This window comes from Kitasatospora sp. NPDC057936, from assembly GCF_042887525.1.
Lineage (GTDB): Bacteria > Actinomycetota > Actinomycetes > Streptomycetales > Streptomycetaceae > Kitasatospora.
In genome coordinates this window covers 41807-57109 of sequence record NZ_JBHVPD010000069.1, presented here as the reverse complement: position 1 = coordinate 57109, position 15303 = coordinate 41807, and the positions used below count along the sequence as shown (strand labels likewise).

The window sequence follows — 15303 nt, the reverse complement described above, 5'->3', positions numbered from 1 at the left end:
GGGGGGGTGCCGGGGGGTTGTGCGGTGTGGTGGTGGCGGGGCCGCGCCGGCCGGCCCCCCACCACCGTCGTTCCGGGGCCACGGGCGCCCCGGGGCCAGGACGTTCCGGGGCCACGGGCGCCCCGGGCCCCAGGTGTCCCGCGCCCAGGGCGCCCCGGCCCCAAGGCCTCCCGCGGCGGCTCAGCCCGCGGGCGGCACGTCCGCCGAGAGCATCTGCAGTCGTCGCATGGCCGCGGCGCCGAAGAGCCCCTGACCCGCGTCCCGCGCACCCGCCAGGAACGGGCGCAGCGCGCCCTCCGTCCGCGGGGCGAGCCCGTCCGCGTGCAGCCGGCGGACCACGGCGTCGAACTCCCCGTCGTACTGCACCGCCCACACGAGGTGCTCGTCCTTGACGAAGGCCGCCGAGGCGATCAAGGGGTCCCCGTCCTCGGCCGGCTTGCGCAGCACCTCGCCCTGCACCCGCTCGAAGACGGCGCCGATCTCGTCCTCGTCGGCGCCCGGCGCGATCCGCTGGGTCCACGCCGCCAGCTGCGCCGAGCGCTCCTCGCGGAACTCCTGGAACACGCAGGTCATCAGCGCGTTCTGGAAGTACTGCTGGAAGCCCTCCACGGTCTCGGTGTCGCGCGGCACCTGGAGGTACGGGCCGAGCTTGCGCTCCGCCTCCTTGACCCCCTGCTGGCCGCCCATGTGCCGGCCGATCTGCCGCAGGTCCCCCTCGAACTGAACGACGCGGGTCATGAGTTCGCCCTCGATGAAGAGCCCGGTCGAGACGTTGCGGCCGGCCGCCCGCCCCTCCTCGTCCCGGTACTCCGCCGAGTCGGCCCGGCGGAAGCTCCCCTCGGCGAAGATCTCCGCGATCTCCTCCTCGTGTCCGAGCCGAACCTTGTAACCGATCGCGATGAATGCCATGGCCGCGCCTCCGGGTTGCTGGGATGGTCCGGGCGGCATGATGCCCGCGCGCGGTCCACGCCGGATCGAGGACCGCTGGGAGGGCCCGGCGGCGGCACGCATCGGCCGGTCACGAACTCCGCCGAGCTGACTTACCGTCAAGAATCTTCAGTGATCCTCCAGTTGTCCCGGAGGTCCGATCGCCACGATGGGGCGTCGATCCACCTCGAAGGCCCACGGATGGAGAAGGCATGCCCAAGTCGGACCGCACGCTGATCGTCGCGCGGATGGACCCCGCCGACGCGCCGGAGGTCGCCCGGATCTTCGCCGAGTCGGACGCCACCGAGCTGCCGCACCTGATCGGCGCCACCCGGCGCACCCTGTTCCGCTTCCACGACCTGTACTTCCACCTCGTCGAGTCGCAGGCGGACATCACCCCCGACCTCTACAAGGCCCGCAGCCACCCGCTGTACCAGGAGATCCACGACCGGCTGGCGGAGTACATGCGGCCGTACGACCCGGCGTGGGCCGAGCCCAAGGACGCGATGGCCCAGCCGTTCTACACCTGGCAGCGCGGCTGAGATGGAAGCCCTGCGCATCCTGCTGCCGGTCGCCCTGCTGGGCAACGGGCTCGCCGCGGGCGGGCTGATGATCGCCGTGCTGGGCGGCGCCCCGCTGCTGCTGTCGCTCCCGACCGAGCGGTACGTCGTCACCCACCAGTTCATGGTCACCCGGTTCGATCCGTTCATGCCGGCCTGCATGGTGGCCGCGCTGATCTGCGACGTCGGACTCGCCCTCGTGACCGGCACCGCCCTGACCGCGGCGCTCTTCGGGCTCTGCGCGCTGCTGCTGGTGGGCGCCATGGTGGTCTCGCTCGCCAAGAACGTCCCGATCAACCGGTGGATCGCCACCGTGGACCCGCAGGCGCTGCCGGACAACTGGACGGAGATCGACCCGAGGGTCCGGTGGAGCAACTGGAACCGGGTCCGTACCGCGCTGGTCCTGGCCGCGCTCGCGGTGCTCGTCCTGAACACCGGCCTGCTCCTGCACGCCAACTGACGCACGATCGATTCGAAGAGGATCCCCATGAGCGTTGACACGGTGACCGGCGGCCCGCCCGACGCGCGGTCGCTGCCCGCCCCGGTCCGGCTGATCCTGCTCACCAACGGCCGGCGGATCAGCGAAGTCCTGCACGTGGTCGCCGAGTTGCGGATCGCCGACCTGCTGGCCGACCACCCGCGGACGGTGGCCGAGTTGGCCGGGCTCACCGACAGCCACGAGGAGTCGCTCTACCGCGTGCTGCGCTGCGCCGCCGCCTTCGGGCTGGTGACGGAGGAGGAGGACCGCCGCTTCGCGGAGAACGAGCTCACCGTCGGCCTGCGCAGCGACATCCCGTTCGGGGTGCGCGACCTGGTGCTCTACAACGGCTCCGAGTCGGTGCGCCGCCCGTACGGCGAGATCCTGCACACCGTGCGCACGGGCCGCCCGGCGTTCGAGCACGTCTTCGGGCGCCCGTTCTTCGCCGGGGACGGCGCCGCGGACACCGGCACCACGGACACCGGCGCTACCCAGGACACCGGCGCCGCCCAGGACGACGTTGCCTCCCAGGACGACGTTGCCGCCGGGGAAGGCACCGAACCCGTCGGCACCGGCGCCCTGTTCGACCGTGCGATGACGCAGATGAGCCGGTCCACCACGCACCTGTTCACCTCCCAGTACGACTTCACCCGCTTCTCGCGGATCGCCGACATCGGCGGCGGCCAGGGCTTCTTCCTGAGCGCCGTCCTGAACGCCGTGCCCGGCGCCACCGGGGTCCTCCTGGACCGGCCGCACGTCGTCAAGGACGCCGCACACCACCTGGCCGAGGCGGGGGTCGCGGAGCGCGTCTCGATTGTCCCCGGCAGCTTCTTCCACCCGCTGCCCGCCGACTGCGACGCCTACCTCCTCAAGCAGGTGCTGCACGACTGGGACGACGAGCACGCCGTGCGCATCCTGCGGGGCGTCCGCGACGCGCTCGGCGACCGCGCCGAGGGCCGGCTGCTGGTCCTCGACCACGTGGTGGCCGGTCCCAACGAGTGGGACCAGGGCAAGTTCCTGGACGTCGACATGATGCTCCGCTTCGGCGGCCGCGAGCGCACCCTCCGCGAGTGGCAGGACCTGCTGACCGCCGCGGACTTCGCCCTCGCCAACCGTCCCGCCACCGGCCGCTGGGCGGTCCTCGAAGCCCGGCCCCTCCCCCGGGCCCGGTCCGGCCGGGCGGCCTGAGCGGCCCCGGCACCCCGTACCGACGACACACCCGACACCAAGAGATGAGGCACCCGAGCGTCATGAGCATCGATCTGACCGGCAAGCGGATCCTGGTCACCGGCGGCAGCCGCGGCATCGGCCGCGGCATCGTCCTCGCGCTGGCCCGGGCCGGCGCCCGGACCGTCGCCTGCTACCGCACCGAGAGCCCGGCCGTGGAGAGCCTGCGCGGGGAGCTGGCCGCCACCGGCGGCGAGCACCACCTCGTCCAGGCCGACGTGAGCGTGCCGGAGGACGTCGAGCGGCTGGTCTCCACCGCGAAGGAGCGCTTCGGCGCGCTGGACGTCGTGGTCAACAACGCCGGCGTGATCAGCCACGTCCCCTTCCCCGAGCTGCCGCTGGAGGAGTGGCGGCGGGTGCTGGACACCAACCTCACCGCCCCGTTCCTGGTCATCCAGAAGTCGCTGCCGCTGCTGTCGCCCGGCTCCTCGGTGATCACCGTGGGCTCGCGGGCCGCGGTGATCGGCATCCCGCTGCGCGCCCACTACACCGCGTCCAAGGCCGGCCTCATCGGCCTGACCCGCTCGCTGATGAAGGAGCTCGGCCCGAAGGGCATCCGGGTCAACCTGGTCGCCCCGGGCGTCATCGAGACCGAGGAGTTCGAGACCGCGCCGCCGGAGGAGGTGGCCCGGGTCAAGTCCCGCTACCAGGGCCTGACCGGCCTCGGCCGGCTCGGCACCCCGGACGAGATCGCCGGCGCGGTGCTCTTCCTGTCCAGCGACCTCTCCGCGTACGTGACCGGCGAGACCATCCACGTGGACGGGGGGATCTGAGCCGTGGCCGAGCGATCCAAGGTCTTCCGGGTGCTGCTGCGCGCCGAGATCAAGCCCGAGCTGGAGCAGGACTTCGAGCGCACCTGGCTGGAGATCGGGTCCACCGTGACCGACCACCCCGCCAACCTCGGCCAGTGGCTGATGCGCAGCGAGGAGGAGGACGGCCTCTACTTCATCGTCAGCGACTGGGTGGACGAGCCGAGGTTCCGGGAGTTCGAGTCGAGCGACCAGCACCTGGACCACCGCAAGCGGCTGCACCCGTTCCGGTCCGGCGGCGCCATGTGGACCACCACGGTCCTGCACGCCCTGGAGAAGCGGTGACCACCGGCCGGACGCCGACCACGGGACGGGTGAGGATCATGCTCTTCTGCCAAGTCCCCTCCGGTGAGCAGGAGTCGGCGATCGAGGAGGCCTACCACCGGATCAGCGGCGACCTGGCCGGCACCGCCGGCCTGCTCGGCAACGAACTCCTCCGCTCGCTGATCGACGACGGCGCGTTCGCCGTGATGAGCGAGTGGGAGAGCGCCGAGGCCTTCAAGCGCTGGGACGAGGGGCCCGACCACAAGGGCCAGACCTCGCCACTGCGCCCGTACCAGGACGCCGCGCGCTCCCGTCCCTGGGAGATGTACACCGTCCGGGCCGCCTACTGAGGGCCCGTCACCGGGCGCCCACCGGCACCGCGGACCCTCCCCGTCCGCGGTGCCGTACGCCGTTGCGCGTCGGACACCGTTGCGCGCCGTACGCCGTTGCGCGTCGGACACCGTTGTGCACCGGACACTGTTGCGCGCCGGCCGCCCGGACACCCGCTCCCCTCCACCGCGCCGCCGTCGAAGGGAAGTGCCATGTCTCCACCGGCCGACGGGTGCCGGGCCCGGCGCATCGCCTCGGCGGCGGTCCGCACGCTCGCCCTGGCCCTGCGCATCACGGGCGGCCTCTACGGCCCGTTCGACCCGGGCGGGCACCTCTCCCCGCCGCCGGACGGCAGCGCGCGGCGGCCGCCGGACAACGGCCGGCTCAGCCGGGCCGAAAAACGGTTGTGGGAAGAGCTCGTGGAACGGCTCCGCTGACCGCGCACGGACACCCGCGGGCAAAACCGCGGGCGAACCCGCGAGTAGGAATTCCGGCGGCCCGCGGCCGTGGAAAACGAATCCGGAAAAATCCGCCGAACATTTGGATTCGGCCAGCACAGCACTGGACATGCACGAGCAGGCGGTGGAATTGTCTGCTGCCGAGCCCAGCGGCCGCCGAAGGAGCACCGATGTCCGACCTCGCAGAGCCTCGAATCATCGCCTGGGCCGGAGCCGACGAACGGGCGGAGGAAACGGCGCGGACCGAACTCGCCGACCGGCTGGCAGCCGCCGCCCCGGACGGCCCGGACGCCCCCGACCGCCCCGACACCCCCGACGGCCCGGGCAGGATCGACGGGATCGCCGACGACGCGGCCCGGCGCCTCGCCGACATCCCGCCCGCCCACCGGGCGGTGCGCGGAGCACTCGTGGCCTCCTCCGTCCGGGAGGCCGCCGAGCTCCTGCGGACGGACCGCGCGCTGCGCCGGGACACCCGCCGGCAGCCGCCCCGGCCGGTCGGCCTGCTCTTCCCCGGCCACGGCTCGCAGCACCCCCGGATGGGTGCCGGGCTCTACGGCCACGACGCCGCGTTCAGCGCCGCGATGGACGACTTCTTCGCCACCGTCGGCCCCACCGGCCCGATGCTGCGCGAGGCCTGGCTGGCCGAGGACCCCGAACGCCGGATCGACGAGGGGGAGCTCGGCCAGCCGCTGCTGTACGCGGTGGGGCACGCGCTCGCCCGGATGCTGGCCGGCTGGGGCCTGCGGCCCGCGGCCGTGCTCGGCCACAGCGTGGGCGAGCTGGTGGCCGCGACCGTCGCCGGGGTGCTCCGGCCGCGCGACGGCGCCCGGCTGATGGCCGCCCGCTCCCACACGTACGCGCCGGTGGTCCCCGGCGGGCTGGTCACGGTCGCCGCCTCGGCGCGCGAGCTCGCCCCGTTCGCCGTGGGCGACGTGAGCGTCGCGGTCGTCAACGGCCCCCGCCAGACCGCCCTCGGCGCCCCGGCGGCGGCACTGGCGGCACTGGAGCACGACCTGCGGCTGGCCGGCTTCGTGGCCCGCCGGACGAGGATCCGCCAGCCCTTCCACACCCCGCACGCCGTGCCCGCCGCCGAGCTGTTCGAACCGGCCTTCGCCGCGGTCGCCCTGCGGCCGCCCGAGCTGCCGGTGTACTCCTCCGCGACCGCCGCCCCGGTCCGCCCCCACGAGGCGCTCCGTCCGCGCTTCTGGGCCCGGCAGATGTCGGATCCGGTGCTCTTCGGCCCGGCCCTGGACCGCCTGCTCGCCGACCACCGCCTGCTGCTGGTCGAGGCCGGCCCCGGCCAGGCCCTGACCGCGCTCGCGCTGCGCCACCCCGCCGTGACCGCCGGCCGCAGCGCGGCCGTCGGCCTGCTTCCCGCCCGCCCCGGCGGCGACGGCTCCGGGAACGGGCGGGCCGACCGCGAGGCCGCCCTCCGGGCCGCGGCCCGGATCTGGGTGGAAGGCCACCAGCTGGACCGGACCGCGCTGAACTGAAACGCGTCCTGGTCCCGGCTCCGAGGGGATTCCCCCGAATTCCCCCGGAGTCCCCGGATTTCCCGGGAAAACCAAAACCCTCACCACATGAAAACAGGGGGAGCAATGGATTATTCGGTACTCGGGACCCTCGCCGCCCGGGACGGTGAAATCGACCGGACGCCCAGTGCCCCGAAACTCCGAAGGGTGTTGGCCACCCTGCTGCTGAGAGCCAACAAGCTGGTGCTGGCCGAAACGCTGGCCGAGGAACTCTGGCAGGACAATCCGCCGACCAGTGCGACCGCCACCCTGCAGACCTACATCTACCAGCTCCGCAAGTCGTTCGGGAGCGACGGCCGCGACCGCGAGAGCATCATCCGGACGCGGACCGAGCCCTCCGGCTACGTCCTGTCCGCCGATCCCGACCACCTCGACCTGGTGCGCTTCCAGGCCCTGGTGCGCGAGGGCCGGCACGCGCTGGAGACGAACCGGCCGGAGCGGGCGTCCGAGGTGCTCCACCAGGCGCTCGACCTGTGGCAGGGGCCGGTCTTCGGCGGCGTCGTGTGCGGGCCGGTCCTGCAGTGCCACGCGACCTTCCTGGAGGAGGAACGGATGAACGCCCTGGAGATGCGGATAGACGCGGACCTGCGGCTCGGCCTGCACCGCGAGCTGGTCTCCGAGCTCAAGACGCTCGTGGTGGCCCACCCGCTGCACGAGTGGTTCCACAGCCGCCTCATGATGGCGCTCCACTCCTCGTCCCGGCAGGGCGAGGCGCTCGACGTGTACCAGTCCTACCGCCGGCGGCTGCGCGACGAGCTGGGCCTCGAACCCGGCCTGGCGATGCAGCGCGCCCAGCAGGACATTCTCAACAGCACTTTGCAGCCGACCTTCTGACGTAACGTCATTCCGATGCGCTGATCGGCCGACGGCGGTCGGCGACCGGCCAGGGCACTCCGCCGGAGCCCCGGCCGGCCGGTTCCCGTCCACGGGTCGGTCCGGGCCGCTACGGCCTCCGCCCCACGGCGAGCGCAGCGTCACGGCCCGCGACGGAGGCAGCGTCACGGCCCGCGACGTGCTCGCGGATCACCCGCACGATCGAGGCCAGGTCGGTGCCGGGCCCGAACACATCGCCCACCCCCTGGGCCCGCAGCTCGTCGGCGTCCTCGGCCGGGACGATCCCGCCCAGGAGCACCAGCACGTCCTCCAGGCCCAGCGCGGACAGCCCCTCCAGCACCGGTGGCACCAGCGCGAGGTGGTTCCCGGAGAGGCTGGACAGCCCGAGCACGTCGGCGTCCTCGGCCAGCACGGCCTGCACGATCTGCTCCGGCAGCTGGTTGCCGAGGTACACCACTTCCATCCCGTGCTGCACCAGGTGGCGGCTGACCACCATGACGCCGCGGTAGTGCGAGTCGAGGCCGGGTTTGGCCATCACCACGCGGATGCGCTCCATCCGTGCTTCCTCCTCTTGGGTCGAGCCGACGTCCGGTCAGATGAGCGGCTGGTGCCAGCCGCCGTGCAGGCTGCGGAAGACGTCGCAGCACTCGCCGAGCGTCGCCCCGGCCCGTGCCGCGTCGAGCAGTCCCGGCATGGTGTTGCGGCCCGCGACGGCCGCCGCGCGCACCCGCTCCAGCGCCGTGCGCACCCGCCCGGCGTCCCGGGCCGCCCGCACGCGGGCCAGGCGGCGGCGCTGCGCCTCGATGGTGGCCGGCACCCGGAACGGTTCGATCCGCAGCGGCTCGTCCTCGTCCCGGAAGCGGTTGACGCCGACGACGGTCCGGCTGCCGTCGTCGAGCTCCAGCTGCCGGTCGTACGCGCGGCCGGTCAGCTGCTTGTGCACCCAGCCCTGGTCGACGGCCGCGACCAGGCCGCCCATCGCGTCGATCCGGTCCAGGAGGACGCCGACCCGGCGCTCGATCTCGTCGGTCAGGTGCTCGACGTAGTAGCTGCCCGCCAGCGGATCGGCGGTCCGGTCGACGCCCGTCTCGTGGCGCAGGATCAGCTGCGTGTGCAGCGCGGTGAGCGCCGCCTGTTCCGAGGGGATGGACAGCGCCTCGTCGTAGGCGCTGACGTGCAGCGACTGCGCGCCGCCCAGCACCGCCGCGAGGGCCTGGTACGCGGCCCGGGTGATGTTGTTGAGCGGCTGACGCGCCGTCAGTGCGGAGCCGGCGGTCTGGACGTGGTAGCGGAGCATCAGGCTGCGGGGGTCCGCCGCCTTCAGCCGCTCCTCGAAGACCCTGGCGTAGACCCGGCGGGCGGCACGGTACTTGGCGACCTCCTCGAAGAAGTCGCTGTCCGCGCTGAAGAAGGCGGTGAGCCGGCCGGCGAAGGAGTCCACGGGGTGGCCCCGGCGGACCATCTCCTCGGCCGTCGCGACGGCGTGGGCCACGACCAGCGCGACCTCGTGCACCGCGTCGGCGCCCGCCTCGCGGTAGTTGTAGCCGGTGTAGCTGATCGCGTTCCAGCGCGGCACCTGCTGGAGGCAGAACTCCACGACGTCCGTCGACAGTCGGAAGGAGAACGCGGGCTCGAGCACGCTCGGCGCGGTGAGCACCACCGTCTCCATCATGAAGTCGTTCTGCAGCGTGCCGCGCAGGTCAGCGAAGGCGTACCCGCGCCGCTCGGCGGCGGCCAGGTAGAAGGCGAGCACCGCCCCGGCCGCGACCGGGTGGGAGAGCACCAGCGAGACGCTCACCCGGTCGAGCGGGATCCCGTCGTACAGGGCGAGCATGTCCTCGACGCCGTCGATCGCGACCCCGCCCTGGCCGGCGTCCGCGCGGGCGATCGGCTCGTCGCTGTCGTAGCCGCGGTTGGTCGGGAAGTCGAAGACGGTGTTGACCGCGGTGGCCCCGGAGTCCAGCAGCATGCGCAGCCGCCGGTTGGTGTGGTCCGCGGTGCTGTACCCGGCCAACTGGCGTACCGCCCATGGCCGTTCACGGTACATCCCGGCCCGGGTGCCACGGGTGAACGGAGCCCGGCCCGGCAGCTCGGCGGCGCGCTCGCCGGGCAGGTCCCCGGGGCCGTAGCAGGGCTTGACCGGCAGCCCGGACTCGGTGAAGACCGGTTCGGCGACGTCGGGTCCGGCGACGTCGAATCCGGTGGAAGCGGGCTCGGTGGAAGCGGGCTCGGTGGAAGCGGGCTCGGTGGAAGCGGGCTCGGTGGAAGCGGGTCCGGTGGAAGCGGGTTCCGTCACGGCAGTCTCACCACCTGCGCGGCGAAGGTGAGTCCGGCCCCGAAGCCGATCAGCAGCGCGAGCGAGCCGGACTCGACCCGGCCGGTGGTGAGCAGCCGCTCGATCGCCAGCGGGATGGAGGCCGAGCTGGTGTTGCCGGCCGTCTCGATGTCGTCGGCCACCACCACGTGGCCGGGCAGCCCGAGTTCGCCGACCAGCACGTCGGTGATCCGCATGTTCGCCTGGTGCGGGACGAAGGCGGCCAGGTCCGCGAAGGTGATCCCGGCCTCGGCCACCGCCCTGCGGGCGACGGCCACCATCTCGTCCACCACCCAGCGGAAGACCCGGCGGCCGTCCATCCGCATGACCGGCACCGGCGCGGCCGGGTCGCGCAGGCGGTCGCCCCAGGAGCCGCTCATCACGACGGCGTCCAGCTGCCGCCCGTCGGCGCCCCAGACCACCGGGCCGACGCCCGGTTCGGCGGACGGGCCGAGCACGACCGCGCCGGCCCCGTCGGCCAGCAGGAAGGCGATCTGCCGGTCCGCCGGGTCGACCAGGTCGGTCAGCCGCTCCACGCCGACCACCAGGGCGTGGTCGGCGGTGCCGGTCCTGATCATCGCCGCGGCGGTCTCGATCGCGTAGCAGAAGCCGGCGCAGGCCGCGTTGAGGTCGAAGGCGGCCGCGCCGACCGCGCCGGCCCGGGTCGCGACGTCCACCGCGAGCGGCGGCAGCGAGACCAGGTTGGTGGTGCTCGCCGCGATGACCAGGCCGATGTCGCGCGGGTCCACGCCGGCCGCGGCGATCGCCTTCGCGGCCGCCGCCGCGCCCATCACCGCGAGCGTCTCCTCCGGTTCGGCGAAGCGGCGCAGCCGGATGCCGGAGCGCGACTCGATCCACTCCTCGGTCGAGTCGATCGCCTCGCACACCTCCCGGTTGTCCACCACCCGGCGCGGCCGGTAGTCGCCGACCCCGATGATCCGGCCGTACCTCGGCCCGGCCCGGCCTCCCGCCCTCAACACACCACTCAGCTCCTCTCGGCACAGCCATCCGTGGAGGGATCGTCGCCGGTGGCCCTCCACGGTGCATCGAGCACGTCTGAAGCGGCCGGGGCCGTTCAGGGTCCTTCTAGGACGGTCCGAGCGCACCTTGCCAAGGTGAGCGGCAAGAGCCCGCGAGCCGCGAGGAGGCACGAACGTGAACGACCTGGTCAACCACGGTCTGGGGCTGGTGGCCCTGCTGGGCAGCGGCATCGTCTCCGGGGTCTTCTTCGCCGTGGCCATCAGTGTCATCCCCACGGCCATGGCGCTCTCCGTCGACCGGTACGTGGAGATCCACAAGCTGCTGGGGCGCCACTACGACCCCACCATGCCGATCATCGTGATCTCCGCGGGGCTGGCCGACTTCGCGCTCGGCGGCACGGCCGACCGGGCCTGGATCCGGGTGCTCACCGTGCTCGCCGGCGTCGCGCTGGCCGGCGTGGCGGTGGTCTCCCGGGCCTGCAACGTGCCGATCAACCGCCAGGTCAAGCTGGTCGAGTCGGGTGCCGTGCCGGAGGGCTGGCGAGATCCGCGGCCGCTGTGGCGGGACTGGCACCACCTGCGGACGGCGCTGGCCATGGTCGCCTTCGTGGGCAACGCGGTCGCGGTCACCTGGGGGGCCTGAACCGATGGAATCCCGCTACCGCCGCTCCCTCGCGCTCGGCCGCTACCGGCCCGCCGTCCCGCTGGACCTGCCCGACCGCACCTGGCCCTCGCGCCGGATCACCCGGGCGCCGCGCTGGCTCTCCACCGATCTGCGCGACGGCAACCAGGCGCTGATCGACCCGATGTCACCGGCCCGCAAGCGCCGGATGTTCGACCTGCTGGTCGCGCTGGGCTACCGGGAGATCGAGGTCGGCTTCCCGGCCTCCGGGCAGGCCGACTTCGACTTCGTCCGCTCGATCATCGAGCAGGACGCCATCCCCGACCACGTGACCGTCTCGGTGCTCACCCAGGCGCGGGACGACCTCATCGGGCGGACCGTCGAGTCGCTGGCCGGCGCCCGGCGCGCGACCGTGCACCTCTACAACGCGACCGCGCCGCTCTTCCGCCGGGTGGTCTTCGGCGTCGACCGCGACCAGTGCCGGGCGATCGCCGAGCAGGGCACCCGTCTGGTCCTCGACCACGCCGGAAAGCTGCTCGGCGACGCGACCGAACTCGGCTACGAGTACAGCCCGGAGATCTTCACCGACACCGAGCCGGAGTTCGCACTGGAGGTCTGCGAGGCGGTGGCGGACGTCTGGCAGCCCGACGAGGGCCGCGAGCTGATCCTCAACCTCCCGGCGACGGTGGAGCGTTCGACGCCCAACGACTACGCCGACCGGATCGAGTGGATGTCCCGGAACCTGACGAGGCGTCAGCACATCTGCCTGTCCGTCCACCCGCACAACGACCGCGGCACCGCCGTCGCCGCCGCCGAGCTCGCCGTCATGGCCGGCGCCGACCGCGTCGAGGGCTGCCTGTTCGGCCAGGGCGAGCGCACCGGCAACGTCGACCTCGTCACCCTGGCCATGAACCTCTACACCCAGGGCGTCGACCCCGGCGTCGACCTCTCCGACATCGACGCGGTCCGCCGCACCGCCGAGCACTGCACCCGGCTGGAGGTGCACCCGCGCCACCCGTACGCCGGCGACCTCGTCTACACCTCCTTCTCCGGCTCCCACCAGGACGCCATCAAGAAGGGTTTCGAGGCGATGGCCGCCGAGGCCGAGGCGCTCGGCCGGCCGGTGGACGAGGTCCCGTGGGCCGTGCCCTACCTGCCCGTCGACCCCCGGGACGTCGGGCGCGGCTACGACGCCGTGATCCGCGTCAACTCCCAGTCCGGCAAGGGCGGGGTCGCCTACGTGCTGCGGACCGGGCACGGGCTCGACCTGCCGCGCCGCCTGCAGATCGAGTTCGCCAAGGCCGTCCAGGCCCGCACCGACGACCTCGGCGGCGAGGTCGCGCCCGAGGAGATCTGGCGGCTCTTCCGCGCCGAGTACCTCACCGAGCGCGCACCGCTGGCCCTGCTCAGCCACGACACCGCCACCGGCGACGACGGCCGCGACACGCTCACCGCGGCCGTCCGCCTCGACGGCGCGATCCACCGGCTGCACGGCACCGGCAACGGGCCGATCGACGCCTTCGCCGACGCGCTCGCCGGGATCGGCGTGGACCTCCACGTGCTCGACTTCCGCGAACACGCGCTCGCCGCCGGCAGCAACGCCCGCGCCGTCGCGTACGTGGAGTGCGCCCTGCACGGCCGGACGGTGTGGGGCGTGGGCATCGCCACCGGGATCGTCCGCGCCTCGCTCGCCGCCGCCGTCAGCGCCGTCAACCGCGCCGGCGCCGCCACCCCCGCCGCCACCACCCCCGGCCAGGAGGCCTGACGTGCTCACCAGCCGCTTCCCCGCCCACGACCCCGATCCGGTGCAGCTCCTCGACCCGGCCGGCCGCCGGGTCGCCCACCCCGACCACGAGCTCGACCTCACCCCCGAGGAGTACCGGGCGCTCTACCGCGACATGCTGCTGGTGCGCCGGATCGACACCGAGGCCACCGTCCTCCAGCGCCAGGGCGAACTCGGCCTGTGGGCCTCGCTCCTCGGCCAGGAGGCCGCCCAGATCGGCGCCGGACGGGCGCTGCGCCCGCAGGACTTCGTATTCTCCAGCTACCGCGAGCACGGCGTCGCCTGGTGCCGGGGCATCCCCCCGATCGACCTCCTCGGGTTCTGGCGCGGCACCGCCCACGGCAGTTGGGACCCGTACCGGGCCGGCATGGCCAACTACCAGGTGGTGGTGGGCGGCCACGCCCTGCACGGCGTCGGCTACGGCATGGGCCTGCGGCTCGACGGCGCCGACGGCGCGGTGCTGGTCTGCTTCGGCGACGGCGCGACCAGCCAGGGCGACGTCCACGAGGCCTTCACCTACGCGGCCGTGTTCGACGCCCCGGTGGTCTTCTACTGCCAGAACAACCACTGGGCGATCTCCGAGCCGCTCTCCCGGCAGACCCGCGTCCCGCTGTACCGGCGCGCCCACGGCTACGGCTTCCCCGGCGTCCGGGTGGACGGCAACGACGTGCTCGCCACGCTCGCGGTGACCGACGCGGCCCTGGAGCACGCCAGGTCCGGCTCGGGACCGGTGCTGATCGAGGCCGTCACCTACCGGATGGCCCCGCACACCACCTCCGACGACGCCACCCGCTACCGCTCCCCCGACGAGGTCGCCGAGTGGGCCGCACGGGATCCGATCACCCGCCTGCGGGCCTACCTGGAGCACGAGCGGTTCGCCGACCCCGCGTTCTTCACCGCCCTCGACGAGGAGGCCGACCGGCTGGCCGTCCGGCTGCGCACCGAGTGCCGCGCCCTGCCCGACCCCGGGCCGACGGCCGTGTTCGACCACGTCTACGCCGGACCGCACCCGCTGATCGACGCCGGGCGCGCCCGCCTCACCGAGTTCCTCGACCAGTTCACGGACGGACCGGAAGGGACGCGCACATGGAGCTGACCCTCGCCAAGGCCCTCAACGCCGGCCTCCGCAAGGCCATGGAGGCCGACCGCAGGGTGGTCCTGCTCGGCGAGGACGTCGGCCGCCTCGGCGGCGTCTTCCGGATCACCGACGGGCTGCACAAGGACTTCGGCGGCGACCGCGTGATCGACACCCCGCTCGCCGAGTCGGGGATCGTCGGCACCGCCATCGGCCTCGCCTTCCGCGGCTACCGGCCGGTCTGCGAGATCCAGTTCGACGGCTTCGTCTACCCCGCGTACGACCAGATCGTGGCCCAGCTCGCCAAGCTCCGCGCCCGCACCGGCGGCCGGGTGGCCATGCCGGTCGTCGTGCGGATCCCGTTCGGCGGCGGGATCGGCGCGGTGGAGCACCACAGCGAGTCGCCGGAGGCGTACTTCGCCCACACCGCGGGGCTGCGGGTGGTCACCTGCGCCCGGCCCGCCGACGCGTACTGGATGATCCAGCAGGCGGTGGCCTGCGACGACCCGGTGATCTTCTTCGAGCCCAAGCGCCGCTACTGGGACAAGGGCGAGGTCGACCCGGCGGCCGGCGCGCCGCTGCCGCTCCACTCGGCCGAGGTGGTCCGCCCGGGCACCGACCTCACCCTCGTGGGGTACGGGCCGACGGTCCGGCTCTGCCTGGAGGCCGCCGGGGCCGCCGCCGCGGAGGGCCGCAGCCTGGAGGTGGTCGACCTGCGCTCGCTCTCGCCGCTGGACGTGCCCACCGTCCGGGACTCGGTCGTGCGGACCGGGCGGCTGGTCACCGTCCACGAGGCGCCCGGCCAGCTGGGCGTGGCCGCCGAGCTCGCCTGCCGGATCACCGAGGCGTGCTTCTACTCCCTCCAGGCGCCCGCGCTGCGGGTGACCGGCTTCGACACCCCGTACCCGCCGTCCCGCCTGGAGGACGTCTACCTGCCGGACCTGGAGCGGGTGATGGACTGCGTAGAGCAGTCGCTGTCGCACTGAACGGGCGCGCGGGCGCCGAGGTGCGGCGGGGGGGCCCCGCCCCCGGGGCCCCGCGGGGGGGGGGGGCGGGACCATGGCCCCCACCCCCCCCCGGAGGTAGGGGGGAGCAACGCCCCCCCCCCGC

The 15303-nt window shown here is 73.5% G+C and carries 17 protein-coding genes; 13 read left to right on the top strand and 4 right to left on the bottom strand.

Features of this window, described 5'->3' with window-relative positions; all coding sequences use genetic code 11:
• Positions 1-180 precede the first annotated feature (180 nt).
• Positions 181-909, bottom strand: coding sequence for a SchA/CurD-like domain-containing protein (locus ACFVU9_RS30330; protein WP_380497049.1), 729 nt, complete (start codon positions 907-909; stop codon positions 181-183).
• 230 nt (positions 910-1139) lie between these two features.
• On the opposite strand from ACFVU9_RS30330, the gene ACFVU9_RS30325 reads away from it, so the two are divergent.
• The 9 genes from ACFVU9_RS30325 to ACFVU9_RS30285 all read left to right on the top strand — a co-directional run bounded on the left by ACFVU9_RS30325 (position 1140) and on the right by ACFVU9_RS30285 (position 7419).
• Positions 1140-1469: a TcmI family type II polyketide cyclase gene (locus ACFVU9_RS30325; protein WP_380445945.1), complete on the top strand. Its 330-nt coding sequence runs from the start codon at positions 1140-1142 to the stop codon at positions 1467-1469.
• A 1-nt stretch (position 1470) separates the two neighbouring features.
• A complete protein-coding gene (locus ACFVU9_RS30320; protein ID WP_380497050.1) occupies positions 1471-1947 on the top strand; it encodes an anthrone oxygenase family protein in 477 nt (158 codons plus the stop codon).
• Between the two features lie 27 nt (positions 1948-1974).
• Positions 1975-3153 (top strand): methyltransferase, encoded by a 1179-nt coding sequence (locus ACFVU9_RS30315; RefSeq protein WP_387598831.1) that lies wholly within the window; start codon positions 1975-1977, stop codon positions 3151-3153.
• Positions 3154-3215: 62 nt separating this feature from the next.
• Entirely contained in the window at positions 3216-3965 is a 750-nt protein-coding gene (locus ACFVU9_RS30310) for an SDR family NAD(P)-dependent oxidoreductase (RefSeq protein WP_387598828.1), read from the top strand.
• Between the two features lie 3 nt (positions 3966-3968).
• A complete protein-coding gene (locus ACFVU9_RS30305; protein WP_380445941.1) occupies positions 3969-4286 on the top strand; it encodes an antibiotic biosynthesis monooxygenase family protein in 318 nt (105 codons plus the stop codon).
• A gap of 38 nt (positions 4287-4324) precedes the next feature.
• Positions 4325-4615, top strand: coding sequence for an antibiotic biosynthesis monooxygenase family protein (locus ACFVU9_RS30300; RefSeq protein WP_380445940.1), 291 nt, complete (start codon positions 4325-4327; stop codon positions 4613-4615).
• Positions 4616-4807: 192 nt separating this feature from the next.
• Positions 4808-5032, top strand: coding sequence for a hypothetical protein (locus ACFVU9_RS30295; RefSeq protein ID WP_380445939.1), 225 nt, complete (start codon positions 4808-4810; stop codon positions 5030-5032).
• A 191-nt stretch (positions 5033-5223) separates the two neighbouring features.
• Positions 5224-6546, top strand: a complete 1323-nt coding sequence (locus ACFVU9_RS30290) for an acyltransferase domain-containing protein (RefSeq protein WP_387598823.1) — start codon at positions 5224-5226, stop codon at positions 6544-6546.
• 87 nt (positions 6547-6633) lie between these two features.
• Complete coding sequence (locus ACFVU9_RS30285) at positions 6634-7419, top strand: BTAD domain-containing putative transcriptional regulator (RefSeq protein WP_380445937.1); 786 nt, start codon at positions 6634-6636, stop codon at positions 7417-7419.
• 109 nt (positions 7420-7528) lie between these two features.
• On the opposite strand, the gene ACFVU9_RS30280 is transcribed toward ACFVU9_RS30285, so the two are convergent.
• From ACFVU9_RS30280 to ACFVU9_RS30270, 3 genes are all read right to left on the bottom strand, one after another.
• A complete protein-coding gene (locus ACFVU9_RS30280; protein WP_387598820.1) occupies positions 7529-7975 on the bottom strand; it encodes a cobalamin B12-binding domain-containing protein in 447 nt (148 codons plus the stop codon).
• Between the two features lie 36 nt (positions 7976-8011).
• Positions 8012-9565: a methylmalonyl-CoA mutase gene (locus tag ACFVU9_RS30275; protein WP_387598839.1), complete on the bottom strand. Its 1554-nt coding sequence runs from the start codon at positions 9563-9565 to the stop codon at positions 8012-8014.
• Between the two features lie 146 nt (positions 9566-9711).
• Positions 9712-10713: a beta-ketoacyl-ACP synthase 3 gene (locus ACFVU9_RS30270; protein ID WP_380445934.1), complete on the bottom strand. Its 1002-nt coding sequence runs from the start codon at positions 10711-10713 to the stop codon at positions 9712-9714.
• 175 nt (positions 10714-10888) lie between these two features.
• Between ACFVU9_RS30270 and ACFVU9_RS30265 the strand changes: the two genes are divergently transcribed.
• From ACFVU9_RS30265 to ACFVU9_RS30250, 4 genes are read left to right on the top strand one after another with little or no spacing between them, the layout of a single operon-like run.
• Positions 10889-11356 (top strand): anthrone oxygenase family protein, encoded by a 468-nt coding sequence (locus ACFVU9_RS30265; protein WP_387598816.1) that lies wholly within the window; start codon positions 10889-10891, stop codon positions 11354-11356.
• 4 nt (positions 11357-11360) lie between these two features.
• Positions 11361-13100, top strand: a complete 1740-nt coding sequence (leuA, locus tag ACFVU9_RS30260) for a 2-isopropylmalate synthase (protein WP_387598813.1) — start codon at positions 11361-11363, stop codon at positions 13098-13100.
• 1 nt (position 13101) lies between these two features.
• On the top strand, positions 13102-14214 hold the full coding sequence (gene pdhA, locus ACFVU9_RS30255; protein ID WP_387598810.1) for a pyruvate dehydrogenase (acetyl-transferring) E1 component subunit alpha: 1113 nt from the start codon (positions 13102-13104) through the stop codon (positions 14212-14214).
• Entirely contained in the window at positions 14205-15179 is a 975-nt protein-coding gene (locus ACFVU9_RS30250) for an alpha-ketoacid dehydrogenase subunit beta (RefSeq protein ID WP_380445930.1), read from the top strand. The genes pdhA and ACFVU9_RS30250 overlap by 10 nt, the downstream gene beginning before the upstream one ends.
• Positions 15180-15303: the final 124 nt, after the last annotated feature.